This window comes from Flavobacterium sp. MMS24-S5 (genome assembly GCF_050320125.1).
Classification (GTDB): domain Bacteria; phylum Bacteroidota; class Bacteroidia; order Flavobacteriales; family Flavobacteriaceae; genus Flavobacterium; species Flavobacterium tyrosinilyticum.
Map to the genome: position 1 here is coordinate 268,794 of NZ_CP190016.1, position 16,669 is coordinate 285,462.

Sequence of the window (16,669 nt, forward strand, 5' to 3'; positions counted from 1 at the left end):
AACTAAAACCACATGGATTCATGAGAAAAAACCTGTGAATTTTAAGATGCTGACATGGGATAAGAAAGAAAGGGCAGTATCTTTTTTGACGGAACCCAATTCTGGCACAGAAAACAAAAAACTTTATTATTATATACTGGAGAATAAAAGCCTTTACGTCCTTGATCCAAAGACGAAAGATAATTTTCCATCTCAAGCAGTTATTAATGAAAGTGCAGAATATGCTATAACTATTAGCAATGATTTTCAACGGGTATTTTTTTCAATAAGCCATAAAAAAGAGAATTCTTTTAACAGTACAGAAGATGCTGTATCTAAAGTAGAAATTTGGAAAAGCAGCGATACATACATCTACCCTTTTATGCAGAAAAGTTTACGTTTTAAAAAGCAAAATAGACTTGCTTTATGGTACCCTTTAACGGGAAAGTTTTCCGAACTCACCTCTGATGAATTATCCAAAGTAATGCTTTGCGGCAATGAAAAATATGCAGTCCTTTCTGATCCAAAAAAGTATGAGCCTCAGTTTGAATATGATGCCCCCCGCGATTTTTATATTTTAAATCTGCTGACAGGGGAAAAAAAACTCTTGCTTCAAAATAAAAAAATAAGTCCATCTGAACCACTTCCTATCTCTTCCCCTGAAGGTAAATATATAAATTACATACTTAATGATAGCTGCTGGATTTATAATACAGCTTCAAAAAAATGCACAAACATTACCCGCCGAATTATTTCGCAATACCTTTCGCTGACCAATCAAAAAAACAGCAGAAACTTTATACTGACTCCAGTTGGATGGACTGCAAACGACAATAAGCTCGTAGTATATGATAATTATGATATATGGACAATTTCACCTGAGAATTTTACTCTAAAAAGACTTACCAGAGGGAGGGAAAAACAAATCCAATTCAGAATATATGCACCGGGAAAATTTTCGGAAATTGAGAAAAGCTATGATGGCTATAGATATAAATCAATTAATTTTTCCAATCCAATTTTGCTTACAGCTACTGGCGAGGATGGCAGAACAGGATTTTTTAAATGGAAAAAAATTACTGGAGAAATACCCCTTGTCTATGACAGCTGTTATATTGACAAACTCCACACTACAGACCAAGGAAAAGTACTGTTTTATCAGCAGCAAAGATTTGACAAACCTCCAAAAATTATATTCCAAAAGGATAAAGTTACCCGTACTGTATTTCAAAGCAGTCCGCATCAGGCAGATTACGATTGGGGAAGCGCCTCACTAATTCAATTCCAAAACGAGAATGGAATAAAAATGAGCGCATTGCTTTACTATCCTGCATCATATAATCCGGATAAAAAATACCCTATGATTGTAAATATCTATGAAAAGCAGACTCAAAATCTTTACAAATACTCTTTACCGGATTTAGAAAATGAAGCAGGCTTCAATCCTGTGGTATTAACCAGTCAGGGATATTTTGTGCTTTGTCCCGATATAATATCCGAAAAACAGAATGAAGGCCTTTCCGCTTTAAAGTATACAATTTCAGCCACAAAAGAAATCATCGCCAGAGGACTTGTTAAGCCGGACAAAATTGCTTTGATGGGGCATTCTTTCGGAGGTTTTGAGGTTTGTTATATCATAACACAGACAAAAATTTTTGCGGCGGCGGTAGCAGGTGCGGCAATTACAAACATTAAAAGTTACTACCATACAGTAGACTGGGACACTGGCCGTCCTACTATGAATTATTTCATACACGGGCAGTTGAAAATGATACAGCCTCCATCTGAAATTCCCGAAATTTATAATCTAAATTCTCCTATTGAATTTGTTAAAAATATAACGACTCCTCTACTATCCTATGCAGGAAAGGAAGATAATCATGTTGACTGGCATCAGACAGTAGAATTTCATATGGCACTTCGCAGACTTGGCAAAAAAAACACAATGCTGTTGTTTCCAAATGAAGGACACACTATTACAAATCCCATAAATCAAAGAGACTTGACACGCAAAATAATACAGTGGTTTGGGTTTTATCTTAAAGATGAAACACCCGAGCAATGGATTGATAAAAATTGATATCTCAAAAAAACAATGCAGTTCCAAGAACTGCATTGCTTTTCTGGTTAAACATGATTCAATTGGAAGGACGATAAAGCGTTTCATCACAATTATTATCCTTGCCTTTAGCTTGTTGTCCTGGAGGGGCATAGCTTACACGACAGAGTTGTAAATTAAAGTCTGTGCTGCAATCCACTTCTTTGTTACAAGGGATGTTGTTATCGTCTGTAACATATCCAATTTCAGGAGCAGCACTACCGGCAGTTTTCTGCATGGAAGTGGTTAAAAAAGCCCCAGCTGTACCGGTCACCATTACTATGGCAAATGGCATCATTTTTTTTAAAAATATCGTATTCATAACTATAAATTTAAATTAAACGTGATCTACTTTTTTCTACAGGTTTTCGATCTAATTCCTGATATCGGCCAATATATTTTTCAGCGGTCAGTTTTAAGCTCTGATTCGCGTTTCATTTCACTTTTTAACAAATATCCGAGATTAAAAACCATCAGATTTGTACCTGCTGTAACATAAAGATGATCATCGGTTACAAAAATGTTCTGGATTTTCTGGTTTGGAATTTCCTGGACATAAAAACTAAGGACATAACTATTGTTATCCAAATTATAAACATCTACTACTGAAGATTTTTTCCAAAATTTCTCATCTTCAAATCTTCCGGGCACTTTCGAATTGATGAACAAAAGATTATTTCTAACTGCACTGATCGAGTTCACTTTTAAGGGAGGAGCTGCCATCTGCCTTTCTGTATTATTTTTGAGATATGCTACTTTAATTTTAGCCTGTTTATTGGTATCAATAGTATTGCTTCTTCTCATAAGCTCCCCATTTCGGTCAGCTGTGATAAACTCATTGCGATAATAATAAATGTAATGGATCTGCTTCCTGTTCTGGTTGTAGAGCAGTATGCCGTCTGTATCAAATATTCCGTCAATCTGCCTTGTAAGAAGGTTTTGCGAATACAAAACGGTATCTTTTTCTGCACTAAAAATTCCTATTACATTCGCTCTGTCATTACCAGTGTTATTCCGAAATGCAATAGTAACGCTGTCCATGGGCTGCGCCAGGCTAAATTTTGGGGTTCTTTTCAATTCTGCCGTTAATTTCCAATCTTTGGTATTTCCTCTGTATATGCACGGCAGTGTACCATCAAACAAGTAGAACCAGCCGTCTTGAACTACAATTTTTATTGATTTAAAAGATTGGTTACGATAATCTAAATACAGTTTTATCCTCTTTTGTTTTCCATCACTGTCAATGGAAAGAAGATGCAGGGGATCTGTATAATTTGCCAGATAAAGGATATTTTTTTCATAACCTGCAAAATAATAGGAATTCCATCTTAGATCAATAGTCTTATCAAGTTCGATTGCTTTTTTTGGATATCTTCTGACAAAGGGATTTTTATGATGAATAGCCTGCTCTGAGGAAAGGAATAAGATAACAACAGCTGTTGTAGCCATTATAGCAGAAGCCAATAGAATCCAGATTTTACTGCTGTTTTTTGTTATTGGAAAATCATCTTGACGCTTATTTTTATGAATTATAATTGCAACGATAGCCAGCATGACAAAAAGCGAGTTAAATATCAAATGGGTATTCCAGCTCATTTTCTCCAGGATGCCTCCACATGAACAGGGTATAAAAGAACTGTAATGAAGTACGATAAAAATATAGCTGGTAAACATGCTCATTAAAACAAATGCTGCATACAAACCGATGATTCTGGTAGCCGAAAATAAAAGCATCCCCGAAATAATCAGCTCAAAACCAATTACAAAATAGGAAATCCATTCAGCATAAATACTAAGTACGGGAGACTGTGCCAACTGCACCTTAAACCTTTCAAAATCAACAAGTTTACTCATCGCGGCATAGACAAACAAAAGTGCATATAGAAAACATATCAATTCAATAATCAGCTTCTTATAATTTTCCTGTAGTTTCATAATTGAAATTTTGTATCGTAATTCATTTACTGAAAATGCTTACACAAATTTAAATCGTTCACTAAAAAAAACTGTTGACAAAATCAAGCCAAAAGTTTTCAAAATCAAGCCAATTTCCTGCAAAAAAAATGTGCTTTACAAATCTTGCAGATCTGTAAAGCACAAAAAATTATTTTTAAAATCAATCTTTGAGGCCGGCGCTTAATTCCAAAAGCTTTTGGTTCAGCTCGACAAGACCAGATTTCTGCAGGCAGTCGTCTGAAAAATTTCTAAGCTCATTGACACTTTCATTCGAAAGAATACCTATCAGACTTGCGGCATCTTTTTCAGCCAAGAGTCCTTGCTCTATAAGACGGCACAACAGTAAAACATTTTTTCGTGAAATCCTCAAATCAATCTTCACCATTTCATTCATTCCAGGGATACTCAATACCGTATCATAAACCTTGGACACTTCATTTTTTGTAATCATAACTTCCACGTTTTTAATTAATAATTAGAAATAGTAAATGTAAAAAGCTTTAAAGAATTAAGCCCAGTCATAATTTAGCGGGGATTGCTTATTGCTAAAGCCTTTTCTAATTTAGTTTTTCTTAAAAAGGGTTCAGGATTGCCACGTTCCTGCAATCGGCCAGATGAACGATTGTCGGACAACCGGATCTGGCTGATCTATCCTCGGAACTCGGGATCAGAGATACATGAAAGCTGCTGGAAGTTTAAAAATGAAATCCATATACAAAAAAAAATACAGCAGATTTCTTATTAGAAAATGAGATTGATGAATAATTATGACAGCGAGAATGGAAAGAGAAAATTCAAACAAAACACGAAAAATCACTATTCGTTTGACACCCTCGGAATATACAGTATTAGAGTCAAAATTTAGGACGACAACCTGCCGGAAATTAAGTGAATACATGCGCAAACAATTGTTTGGGAAAGCAATTATTAGTACTTACCGAAACAGGTCATTAGATGATTTTGTTGAAGAGCTAATCGTCCTTAGAAATGAGCTTAATGCTATAGGAAACAACCTAAATCAGACCACCAGAAAACTTCACACATTAAGTCAGATTTACGATGCAAAAGAATGGACAATTGGCTTTGAATTAAAGCAGAGAAAGCTCTTTGAAAAGATAAATGAGATTCATAATCATATTCAAAAAATCTCCGAACAATGGTTTCAATAATCAAAACAGGTAATTCTATAAGAAGTATTTTTAACTACAATGAAAACAAAGTTAAAACTGGCAAGGCTGAATGCATCGGGGCAGCAAATTTTCTTTTAGACATATCTCAAATGAGCGATGCAATGAAGCTGAGCCGCTTTACTGAAAGGATTCAATTAAATGATAATACCAAGCGCAACAGCGTACATATTTCTCTGAATTTTGACCCATCAGAAAATCATTCAAAAGAAAAACTGATGGCAATTGCAAATACCTACATGTACAAGATAGGTTTTGGGAAACAGCCCTACCTTGTCTATCAGCATTTTGACGCAGGGCATCCGCACATCCATGTAATAACCATTAATATTGAAAGGGACGGAAAAAGGATTGACCTGCACCATTTAGGGATAAGAAAATCTGAACCGGCAAGAAAAGAAATTGAGGAAACTTTCAGACTTATTAAAGCTGAAAGTCTCAATAAAAATAAACAGTTTAACTTACTGCCTATCTCAATGGGAAAAGTCTGTTATGGAAAAATTGAATCAAAAAAAGCTCTTGCAGCAGTTCTCAATCAAGTCTTATACAGTTATAGATATTCAAGTCTTGCCGAACTTAATGCTGTATTGCAATGTTATAATGTATTGGCCGATCGTGGCAGTGAGAATTCAAAAGTGTTTTTGAATAAGGGAATAGTGTACCGCATACTCAATGAAAAAGGAATTCCGACTGGTGTTCCGATTAAAGCCAGCGATTTTTATTTTAAGCCTACATTAAAATTTTTGGAGTCTAAATTTATAAGCAATAAACCCAGAAAAGAATCCGATAAAGCAAGACTGAAAAATGTAATTGACATGGCCATTTTACGCGAAAACATTAATAATGTAAATCAGCTTTCCCTATTTTTGGAAAAGGAAGGAATAAAAACCGTTTTTAGAACAAGTAGTGAAGGATTAGTTTATGGCATTACCTACATCGACCATACTACAAAAAATGTTTTTAATGGATCAAGTTTAGGTAAAAAGTATAGTGCAAAGGCAATAATAGGACGCTGTGGAAATAAATTCAATCTGGATAAAAGAGATTGGATTAATAAACGGCTGGAAACATTCTCTTCTGAAAATGCTTCTGTAAAAACTTTCGATTCCTCTGTTATTATACAATTATTAGATTCAATACTTAAACCTGAAATGACTCTTGAGTATTTGCCTAAGCAGTTTAAAAAGAAAAAACGAAATAGAAGAAAAATATAATAGGATTCAATTTTTTTCGAAATATTATCTATAAGTCTTTTTCTGCTTTCTCAAATTTATAAATTAGACTAAAATTCCTCACTTCTATAAAACATTACACCAAATTTTGTACTATGAATCTATTGAATTAAATACATTTAATAGAGCAAAAATCATTTAATTTGTAATAAAAATATTGTTTATAGATTTGTTTGTCAATCAACAAATCCATAATTATAAACCATTTATGACAGGAACACCGTCGATAATTCAAATAAACAAATTATGGCAGATTTAAGCATTCAAGAAAAAGCTAAAATTGAAAAATTTTTAGGAATGGGTAGCGGATATGTTGCCGATTTTTCAGACCGAACTTTTCAAGAATTTGTTGGGGCAGTTACAGGGTTAGATATTGACAATCCAAAATACCACTATTCATCTAACTCAAAGGCAAATAGATTAAGACAGTTTATTAAAGTTGAAAACGATAATACTGTTGGAAAGCTTCTTCAAGAAATGTCTCATCACTATTTTGAAAAGCTGAAAGAACAACAATCAACCTCATGGTATCAAAAAGATGAGAAAGAATTTAAAAATAGTGAAGAGCTTTATCAGGAATCCCTAAAAATAACTCAAAGGCTACAAGGTAATATAGTGGATGACATAGGTGCCATAAAACCCAATTCAGACGATGTGGATTTTAAAAAACTTTCTGAATCAATTAGAGAGAGTATAGAAAAAAATTTGCCTGAAATTGCGTTAGATCGACTACATACTTTTGTAATGAAATATATAAGAGAGTTATGTAAAAAGCACGGAATCAAATATACAGCTGATGAAGCTTTACATAGTATCTTTGGAAAGTATATCAAATTTTTAATTGAAACGGGCTTCCTCGAAACTGAAATGTCCAAAAGAATTCTCAAAACTTCAATTAGTAATTTGGATTCTTTTAATGATATAAGAAATAACAAGAGTTTCGCTCACGACAATCCTATCCTTAATTATGAAGAAAGTGTACTAGTTTTCAATAGTATTTCGAGTATGATAAAATTTATTGAAGCCTTAGAAAATCGCATAAATAAATCAAAGGATGAAAACAAAACTGATTGGAATGATATTTCATTCTAACATCACATTTGCCAGCTAAATATTTCTAATTACTAAACTAAGTAAATTGATATGGGGAAAAAAATCTATTACAGCAAACCATTAAAATATTTTTGGCATCATTACTATGGGACTCAAAAAAAATTCACCCCTGATTTTACCAATGACCAGATATTTACTGTACTTCGGCGAAATATTTTAAACGCCCCTTTAGGTCTATCTGAAACTCCGCAGTCTAGAGGACTCATAATATCAGGGCTGGAATTGTGGAGGGATGATTATATGGGAGAACTTTTGCATATTTTCTTTCTGGATAGGGAATTGCGTGACTTCCTTGAAAAAACTCCATTATCGGATATAGAAGGCATTAAAAAATTCCTTTACGAAAATGGAAAGAAAAGAGAAATTCTTCATTTATACTCCAATGAAAAAAGGGAGACGGTAGTGTATAAATTTGCTTTGCATTTACCTTATGAAGCTGATGGTTATGCTTTTTCTTTAAGCATTGAAGATGATGGCGGTGTAGACCTGTACTTTGCGCTGGGAGAAAATGGCGGTCGTATGTCGGATAGATTCTATGCAGATGTCAATAAAAAAAATGATGCAATTTCTCTAACTCAAGCAAAAGTATTTCGTCTTGCCATCAATACGATTGCTTATATGAAGTGCTTCCCGGATTGTGTGTCTAATGGAGTGCCACAAAACCTATTAGAAAAAAACGAAAATAAGTTGGCAAAAAACTTTACTTTTCAATCATCAGAAAAGATTAAAGAAAATCAAAACTCACCACTATCAAAAATACCTCACTTTAGGAAAGGACATTTTAGAGTACTTCACTCCGATTACTTTGCCAATAAAAAGGGAGAAGTAATTTTCGTTACCGAGACTATGGTTAAGGGAAATGCAAAGACTGTTTCTACTTCATCTGAAATCGATAAGTTCACAGGGAATTCAGATAAGAATTAAAATAGCTGCATATCCTAATATCAGTTCTAAATCTTTCTTAGATCATTTTATCCATTAAAAAACAGCGAAATTCAATAATCCTTTCTATGCAAAATTTAACGGGGTTAGGATTCTCTATAGCTCTTTTCTAATTTTAGTTTTTCTAAATAATTCTAAAGCGGGAAAGCATGCAGACGGGAGAGAACGAACAGGCACTTAGAAAGATTTTAGATATGACAAGACTAATAGCTATTGTGCTTTTAGGCCTGCACTTCTATTATTATGGATATGACATTTTTAAAGAATGGAACCTTGCATTTACCTTCAGCGATAAACTGCTGGGAAATGTTTTCCGTACGGGATTATTTGGCAGCTTTCATATCTCAAAACTGCTTTCCCTTATTTTTCTCTTCATTTCGCTTTTAGGTGCAAAGGGCAGAAAAAATGAAAAGCTGACCTTTAGAGGCGCAGTTTACTATCTTGCTTTAGGTTTAATGTTATACTTTAGCAGTTATTTCATATTAATTGCATTCACTGATTTTGTCTGGTATATCATTATCACTTCGGCGGGATTTCTCCTGATCTTATCAGGCGGCACGCTCCTATCACGTCTGATAAAGAGAAAGCTCAATTCCAAAGATATTTTCAATAAGGAGAATGAGACTTTCCCACAGGAAGAACGGCTGTTGGAAAATGAATACTCCATCAATCTTCCTGCCCAGTATTATCTGAAGAATAAGCTTCGCAAAAGCTGGATTAATATCATAAATCCTTTCCGAAGCATATTGGTTGCGGGTACACCCGGTTCTGGCAAATCCTACTTTGTAATCCGCCATATCATCACCCAGCATATCCGGAAAAAGTTCAGTATGTTCGTGTATGATTTTAAGTTTGATGACCTTACCCTTATTGCATGGAACACCTGGAAGAAATTCAAACATCTTTATGCTATTGAGCCAAAATTTTACATCATCAATTTTGATGACCTGAGCCGCTCGCACCGCTGCAATCCTCTTGATCCGAAATCTATGAACGATATAACCGATGCCGCCGAATCAGCCCGTACCATTCTCTTAGGGCTGAATCGGGAATGGATCAAAAAGCAGGGCGATTTTTTTGTGGAATCCCCCATTAATTTCCTTACTGCTGTTATCTGGTACCTGCGTAGGTATAATGACGGGGAATTCTGTACCTTGCCGCATGTAATTGAACTCATGCAGGCAGATTATGACAGTCTTTTTACACTGCTGCGTACTGAAAAGGAAATTGAGGTGCTCATCAATCCATTTGTCAGCGCCTACCTTAACGATGTGATGGAGCAGCTTGAGGGACAAATAGCTTCTGCAAAGATTTCAATGGCAAGGCTCTCCTCCGCCCAGCTGTATTATGTGCTATCTGGAAATGATTTCACATTGGATATCAATAATCCATTAGAACCCAAAATAGTATGTATGGGAAACAACCCACAGAAAGTACAGACCTATGGAGCAGTTCTTTCTTTATTTGTCAGCAGGCTTATCAAACAGGTTAACCAGAAAGGGAAATTGAAAAGCAGTTTGGTTTTCGACGAATTCCCGACTATTTACCTCAATAATATGGACAGTCTTATTGCCACTGCTAGAAGTAACAAAGTAAGCACTTGCCTGGGCATTCAGGACTTCAGCCAGCTCCGTAAGGATTACGGGCGAGAGCAGGCAGATGTAATACTGAACATTACAGGAAATATCATAAGCGGACAGGTGACTGGCGATACTGCAAAACAGCTGTCGGAGCGATTTGGCAAAATAATGCAGGATCGTGAAAGCCTTTCCATCAACAGGTCCGATACTTCCATCAGCAGGTTCCAAACAACTGGAATCCGCAGTTCCCGCTTCTACCATTTCCACTTTAAGCTCTGGAGAATTTGTGGGAATTGTTGCAGATGATCCGGACTGCAGGATAGACCTTAAAGCGTTTCATTGCGATATCATAAATGACCATGAAGCGCTTAAAAAAGAACAGGATTCTTTTGAAGATATCGCTCCTATAAGGACCATCAACAGGACAATGGTAGAGCGTAATTACATTCAGGTAAAACAGGACATCTCAGAACTTATAGATTCAGAGCTTCAGCGTATGTTTCATAATCCATCTCTAGTCCACCTGATAATAAAAAAACAAAAAACTCAGACATGATTTTACTCCAATTTAAATTATTTTATTTGGGATTACAAAAAGTATCATTTATCTCAATAGCGACAAATCTGTGGCGCTCAGTCTGCTATATAAAATCGTCGCCGAAACGTTAAAGATATTGCAGCCATAATAGGTTTTACACCTTGACAGACTTCTGCTTTTTGGCTAATTTTGCCTTATGAATCACGAAGAAATTAAACGATATTTTGACAATACGCCGCCTCCTTTACAGGTGGATTGGAAGCCTTGGGCAAAGATTACCGATTCCCAGCTTTTTTTAAAAAGCTGCTATACAGGGATCAGGACTTTCAACGGCCGATTGGAAATGTGCCCTGCCTGGTGGCATCTTAAAGATTTTTATCTCCTGATTAAGCGAACCGCTACTGAAGAACAGAAGCAAGAGTCATAAAGTTTATTCTTTTTAGTTTTTAATTGGCAGGGAAATGCTTTAGGCGATTTGTGTAATCAGAAGGACTGCTATGAAAGAGAGTATTGAAAAAACCATTGCATTGATGATTATGCTTTTTCTTTTTACTGAATCCTGCGCTTTCTCTATTTCATTGGTTCTTTTCTTTTCGTGCGTTTTCATTATCTGCAATTTTAAATTATTTGAATAGCGCAAAATTATTGCGTACGCTGGAAAAACATTTACAGTTTTACTTTTTCATTTATCATAATTCAAATTTTATCTAAGCAGGAGCTTATGATTTTCTGATTGTTGAAATTAAGCGAAGCTGGAATTCACCCTTGTCTTTGTTTCGCTTTAGGAAATCAAAACAAGAGTAGGTAACCAGGTTAAAAAAATGGATGCATACATTTTCAGTCTTAGCAGGAATTTCCGAACGATTAAAGTTTTTGTTTCCTTAGGTATAATGCGGATATTCTGCTTAGGCAAGCAGAAATTTATTGCTGCTTTTTTGGAAACTGCTCCAGTCTATTTCAAATACTTTTTTAAGAAGATCTTTCAGTCCCTGAAAAGTGCTTGGCTTCACGGCATAGAAGTCAGCGCCGAGCTTATAGCAAAGCTCTATATTATCGGGGCTTTTGCTGGTGGAGAGCATAACGATCTTTACTTCTTTCAAAGCATCTTCCCTGCTTCGGATTTCCTCCAGGCAGTCAAACCCGTTTTTGATCGGCATATTGATATCCAGAAAAATGATATCAGGCAGGCGGTCTTTATTATTATCAAGTGTGTGGAGAAGTTCCTGCCCGTCACGCGCAGCCTGGACGGCGGCCGGCAGATCCAGATCCTCGACAGCATCCAAAAACAGCAGTCTGTCATCTTCATCATCGTCAGCTATAAAAATAACTTTCTTAGAATCGGTGAGTTTGGACATCTTTAAATAGTTTTTGCAGCAACAGAAAACAAAATTTAAGAATCTCCAAATGACAATCAAACTTATGAGTCTTCGGAAATCTATAAAGGATTGATTTATATCCGTAGGGCGGTTAATACCTAATAAATGTACGAATTATATTTAAAAAGCCAAAATGGAAGACTGATTAATAAGCATAATAAGACAATTTGCCAATTCCATTGAATAAAAATCAAAAAGCCCGCGCAGTATTTTGAAAATATAAATGGTTCTTTTCAAATTATCATTGCCTTCTGAAAATTCTGAATAAAGAGGTTTATGAGTCAGAAAGCTGTTTTTTGGATGTCCTGAAAAATAAGGGGTTTTAAATTTTGTTACTATTTAGAACATTTTATTTTTAAAAATTGTTATTACCTGTACTAATTTTGGTTTGTATAAAATGATCAAGATTATGAACCGGGCAATTGTACACATAGACATGAACACGTTTTTCGTCTCCTGCGAAAGGCTTACCAATTCCGAACTTAACGGCATTCCTCTCATTATAGGCGGAGGCGAGCGCGGCGTTGTGGCATCCTGCTCCTATGAGGCGCGCCGTTTCGGAGTGCGCTCGGCTATGCCGATCCAGATGGCGCTCAGGCTCTGTCCGCAGGCCAAAGTCATGAAAGGCGATATGGAACTCTATTCAAAGCTTTCCCATGATGTTACCGAAATCATTCAGGAGAAAGCCCCCGTGGTGGAAAAAGCTTCCATTGATGAATTTTATCTTGACATCACCGGAATGGACAAGTTCTACGGCAGCTACAAATCAGCCGATGAGCTCGCAAAGCGCATCACAAAGGAAACCGGCCTTCCCCTCACCTTTGCCCTTTCAGTCAATAAAACCGTATCCAAGATCGGAACCGGTGAAGGAAAACAGAAACAGAACCTCGAGATCCCCGAACATCTGGTGCAGTCTTTCTTGAACCCACTCTCAGTGCGCAAAATACCGATGGTGGGCGACAAGACCTTCCAGCTGCTGTCCCGCATCGGGATACGCACCATCAAGACCCTTTCTGAAATGCCTGCCGAAGCCCTGCAGCGCATGATCGGACAGAACGGGATCGAACTCTGGAAAAAAGCAAACGGCATTGACAACAATCCCGTAGAACCTTACACGGAAAGAAAGTCGATTTCCACCGAACACACTTTTTCCCAGGATACAATCGATATAGACAAACTGGGAAGGGTTATCCTTGGGATGGTCGAGAAGCTTTCCTATCAGCTGCGCTCCGAGCAGTGGCTGACTTCGACCGTAACGGTGAAGATCAGGTATGCCAATTTTGATACCGAAACCAAGCAGTGCAGGGTCCAGTACACCTCGGCCGATCATATCCTGACCCAGACCGCAATGGATCTTTTTGACAAGCTCTACCAGCGCCGCATGAGGCTGCGCCTTATCGGGGTGCGCTTCAGCGGACTGGTGCGGGGAACCTACCAGATTGACCTCTTCAATGATACCGAAGAAATGCTCGCCCTTTACCAGGCCATGGACACGGCATGAAAAACCGCTACGGCTTTGATGCGGTGATGCGCTGCGCAGGAGCATCCTTCAAACCCAATACCAAAAATGAAATCTTAAAACGCAAAAAATAAGTCATGTATCTCAACTGCCATTCCTTCCACTCCCTGCGTTATGGCACCATACCGCTGGAAGACCTGATATCCAAGGCTGCGGCCTTGGGTGTCAAGGCTATGGCACTCACTGATATTAATACCATTACTGGGATTTATGACTTTATGAAAGGATGCCAGGCTGCGGGCATCAAGCCTGTTGTGGGGATCGAATTCCGCTCAGAACATCAGCTTCGCTATATCGGACTGGCGAAAAATGCCGCAGGCCTTGCAGAAATGAACCGTTTTCTGACCCGACATAATTTTGAAAATACCCCGCTTCCTTTGTCCGCTCCGGACTTTGAAAATGTTTTTGTGGTTTATCCCTTGGAGAATGTGCCCGCCGTTCTAAAGGGACATGAATTCATCGGCCTGCGCCCCGAACAGCACCCGATGCTCGTGCTGAGCAGCTGGAAGGACAAAACAGACAAGATGGTCGTGCTCCAGCCGGTAACCTTCCGCACCAAAACGGAATACAAGCTCCATAAGATACTGAGGGCTGTTGACCTGAATGTGATCCTTTCGCGCCTTTCTGCCACAGACTATTGCAGGCAGACGGAGGTTATGGTGGATTCCCGCAGGATCCTTAAATGTTACGAAGGATATCCGCAGATCATTTCCAATACGGAAAAAATCATTGAAGAATGCCATTTTGAGTTTGATTTCAAAACGCCGAAAAACAAGAAATACTATACCAACAATAAAAAAGATGACTTGCAGCTGCTCACAACCCTTGCCCAGCAGGGGCTGGAATGGCGCTATGGAAAAAATAATGCAGAAGCAAAATCAAGGATGTTCCGCGAGCTCAAGGTGATTGACCAGCTGGAATTCAGCGGCTATTTCCTCATCACATGGGATATCATCCGTTTCAGCAACTCTCAGGGGTTCCTGCATATCGGGAGAGGAAGCGGCGCAAACAGCATAATCGCCTACTGCCTTGGCATTACCGATATCTGCCCCTTGGAGCTGAGCCTGTATTTTGAGCGTTTTCTGAACCTGAACCGAAAAAGCCCTCCCGATTTTGATATCGACTGGAGCTGGAAGGAACGCGATGTGATCCTCGAATACATTTTTTCCCGCTATGGCTATGAGCATGTGGCTTTCTGCGGCACCAATGTGGAGTTCAAATACCGATCCATCTTCCGTGAGGTCGGCAAGGTTTTCGGGCTTCCAAAGGAAGAGCTCGATGCCTTGGCCAAAAACCCAATGACGCTGCATCCGACAAATGAAGTGGTCCGAGAGGTGCAGCGCTATGGAATGATGCTGGAGAAATACCCCAACCAGAGAAGCATGCACTCCTGCGGGATCCTGATTTCCGAAGAGCCCATCACCCATTATTCCGTACTGGAGATGCCTCCCAAGGGCTTTCCCATAGTGCTTTTTGATATGCATACGGCGGAAGATATCGGCCTTGAGAAGTTTGATATCCTGAGCCAGCGCGGCATCGGACATATCGATGACAGCGTCAAGCTGATTGAGAAAAACCGTGGGCTGCGTCTCAATATCCGTGATACCACGATTTCAAAGGACGAGAAAAGCTGCAACAGCTATCTCTCAATGGGAAAGACCATAGGCTGTTTCTATATCGAGAGCCCTGCCATGCGGGGTCTGCTGCGGCGCCTGAAATGCGACAATTACAAAACCCTTGTGGCCGCCTCCTCCATTATCCGTCCCGGTGTGGCGCAGTCGGGAATGATGAAGGAATATATCTTCAGGCACAATCATCCCGACAGGTTTGAATATTTCCATCCGGTGTTCGAAGAGCAGCTCGGGGAAACCTATGGCATTATGGTCTACCAGGAAGATGTGATCAAGATTGCCCTGCATTACGGCGGGCTTCCGGCCGCCGACGGGGATATCCTGCGCCGTGCCATGTCGGGAAAAGGGCGTTCAAAGGCCGCCCTGCAGAAAGTAAAGGACAACTTCTTTGCATCCTGCGCGGCACAGGGGCATTCCATGGCGCTGAGCCAGGAAATATACCGCCAGATCGAGTCCTTTGCCGGCTATTCGTTCTGCAAGGCTCACTCGGCCTCCTATGCCGTGGAAAGCTACCAGAGCCTGTATCTGAAAGTGCATTATCCCATCGAGTTTATGGTGGCGGTGATCAACAATCAGGGCGGTTTCTACCGTACTGAAGTGTATGTGCATGAGGCGAAGATGTCGGGGGCTCAAGTGCACAACCCTTGCGTGAACAGAAGCGAATTTGAAACCACCCTGTATGGGTCTGATGTATACTTGGGTTTCATGCACCTGCAGAGCCTTGAATCCAAAACAGCCCTTCTGATCCAGCAGGAACGCGAAAGGAACGGGCTTTACAGATCCCTGGAGGATTTCATCAACCGCATCCCCATTGGAATTGAGGCTATACAGATTCTGATTTTCATAGGCGCATTCCGGTTCACGGAAAAAACAAAAAACCAGCTGCTGGTCATTGCCCGCCTTATCCTAGTGAACTTCAAGCCCGAGAACCGCACCCCGATGCTGCTTCAGGAGCCTGTAAAGGAATTTGTGCTACCCGAGCTGGAACGCTCCCCTTTTGAGGATGCCTTTGATGAGATCGAGCTGCTGGGCTTTCCGGTCTCCTGCTCCCCTTTTGACCTGCTGCAGACTCCTTTCAGGGGAAATGTCATGGCAAAGGGCACTTTCTGACCATCATAAAAAACAGGTTCGCATGCTGGCCTATCTGATCTCGCGCAAGCATGTGCCCACAAAGATGGGCGCCATGTATTTCGGGACCTGGATAGATGCTGAAGGGCAGCTTTTTGATACGGCGCATTTTACAGACAGCCTAGCGTCGTATCCTTTTCAGGGAGGAGGATGCTACCTGCTCTTGGGCAGTGTCGAGGTGGATTACCATTTCCCGACCATAACGGTCACCAAGATGGCCAAGATGCCCTTTATACCCGATCCGCGCTACGAGCACGAGAACGACTGGAAATACAGGACGCAGCAGAAAATACGCGAAGATGTGAGCATGACCCATCGCGCACCCTATCCGCAGGAACATGAAATCAATATTCCAAGGCTTAGAATGAGCAATTGACAGACTCCTTTCAG

Annotated in this window: 12 protein-coding genes and 2 pseudogenes; 9 read left to right on the forward strand and 5 right to left on the reverse strand. The window is 39.2% G+C overall.

All coding sequences use genetic code 11. The features are described from left to right. Positions 1–46 precede the first annotated feature (46 nt). Entirely contained in the window at positions 47–2,059 is a 2,013-nt protein-coding gene (locus ACPWTF_RS01230; protein WP_427874062.1) for an alpha/beta hydrolase family protein, read from the forward strand. A gap of 58 nt (positions 2,060–2,117) precedes the next feature. Here ACPWTF_RS01230 and ACPWTF_RS01235 read toward each other — a convergent pair whose 3' ends face one another. From ACPWTF_RS01235 to ACPWTF_RS01245, 3 genes are all read right to left on the reverse strand, one after another. Then, positions 2,118–2,399 (reverse strand): hypothetical protein, encoded by a 282-nt coding sequence (locus ACPWTF_RS01235; protein ID WP_113678676.1) that lies wholly within the window; start codon positions 2,397–2,399, stop codon positions 2,118–2,120. An 80-nt stretch (positions 2,400–2,479) separates the two neighbouring features. Then, positions 2,480–4,012, reverse strand: a complete 1,533-nt coding sequence (locus ACPWTF_RS01240) for a DoxX family protein (RefSeq protein ID WP_427874063.1) — start codon at positions 4,010–4,012, stop codon at positions 2,480–2,482. A gap of 181 nt (positions 4,013–4,193) precedes the next feature. Beyond that, positions 4,194–4,484 carry a hypothetical protein gene (locus ACPWTF_RS01245; protein ID WP_113678673.1) on the reverse strand — a complete coding sequence of 97 codons (291 nt, stop codon included), beginning with the start codon at positions 4,482–4,484 and terminating at the stop codon, positions 4,194–4,196. A gap of 328 nt (positions 4,485–4,812) precedes the next feature. Between ACPWTF_RS01245 and ACPWTF_RS01250 the strand changes: the two genes are divergently transcribed. The 6 genes from ACPWTF_RS01250 to ACPWTF_RS01275 all read left to right on the forward strand — a co-directional run bounded on the left by ACPWTF_RS01250 (position 4,813) and on the right by ACPWTF_RS01275 (position 11,052). Beyond that, the gene (locus ACPWTF_RS01250) at positions 4,813–5,202 is read left to right on the forward strand and encodes a plasmid mobilization protein (protein WP_427874064.1); all 390 of its coding nucleotides are present in this window, start codon (positions 4,813–4,815) and stop codon (positions 5,200–5,202) included. After that, positions 5,190–6,434, forward strand: coding sequence for a relaxase/mobilization nuclease domain-containing protein (locus ACPWTF_RS01255; protein WP_427874065.1), 1,245 nt, complete (start codon positions 5,190–5,192; stop codon positions 6,432–6,434). Before ACPWTF_RS01250 ends, ACPWTF_RS01255 begins: the two co-directional genes overlap by 13 nt. Before the next feature lie 264 nt (positions 6,435–6,698). Then, positions 6,699–7,544, forward strand: coding sequence for an abortive infection family protein (locus ACPWTF_RS01260; protein ID WP_427874066.1), 846 nt, complete (start codon positions 6,699–6,701; stop codon positions 7,542–7,544). Between the two features lie 51 nt (positions 7,545–7,595). After that, positions 7,596–8,489, forward strand: a complete 894-nt coding sequence (locus tag ACPWTF_RS01265) for a hypothetical protein (protein ID WP_427874067.1) — start codon at positions 7,596–7,598, stop codon at positions 8,487–8,489. 167 nt (positions 8,490–8,656) lie between these two features. Continuing rightward, on the forward strand, positions 8,657–10,393 hold the full coding sequence (mobC, locus tag ACPWTF_RS01270) for a conjugal transfer protein MobC (protein ID WP_427874068.1): 1,737 nt from the start codon (positions 8,657–8,659) through the stop codon (positions 10,391–10,393). Positions 10,394–10,821: 428 nt separating this feature from the next. Then, positions 10,822–11,052 (forward strand): DUF6965 family protein, encoded by a 231-nt coding sequence (locus ACPWTF_RS01275; protein WP_427874069.1) that lies wholly within the window; start codon positions 10,822–10,824, stop codon positions 11,050–11,052. Between the two features lie 39 nt (positions 11,053–11,091). Here ACPWTF_RS01275 and ACPWTF_RS01280 read toward each other — a convergent pair whose 3' ends face one another. Both ACPWTF_RS01280 and ACPWTF_RS01285 read right to left on the reverse strand, forming a co-directional pair. Next, positions 11,092–11,232 (reverse strand): hypothetical protein, encoded by a 141-nt coding sequence (locus ACPWTF_RS01280; protein WP_427874070.1) that lies wholly within the window; start codon positions 11,230–11,232, stop codon positions 11,092–11,094. Positions 11,233–11,530: 298 nt separating this feature from the next. Next, positions 11,531–11,980 carry a response regulator gene (locus ACPWTF_RS01285; protein ID WP_427874071.1) on the reverse strand — a complete coding sequence of 150 codons (450 nt, stop codon included), beginning with the start codon at positions 11,978–11,980 and terminating at the stop codon, positions 11,531–11,533. A 430-nt stretch (positions 11,981–12,410) separates the two neighbouring features. On the opposite strand from ACPWTF_RS01285, the pseudogene dinB reads away from it, so the two are divergent. After that, positions 12,411–13,594: pseudogene (gene dinB / locus ACPWTF_RS01290) on the forward strand (DNA polymerase IV). A 3-nt stretch (positions 13,595–13,597) separates the two neighbouring features. After that, positions 13,598–16,655 (forward strand): annotated as a pseudogene (locus ACPWTF_RS01295) (DNA polymerase III subunit alpha). Positions 16,656–16,669 lie beyond the last annotated feature (14 nt).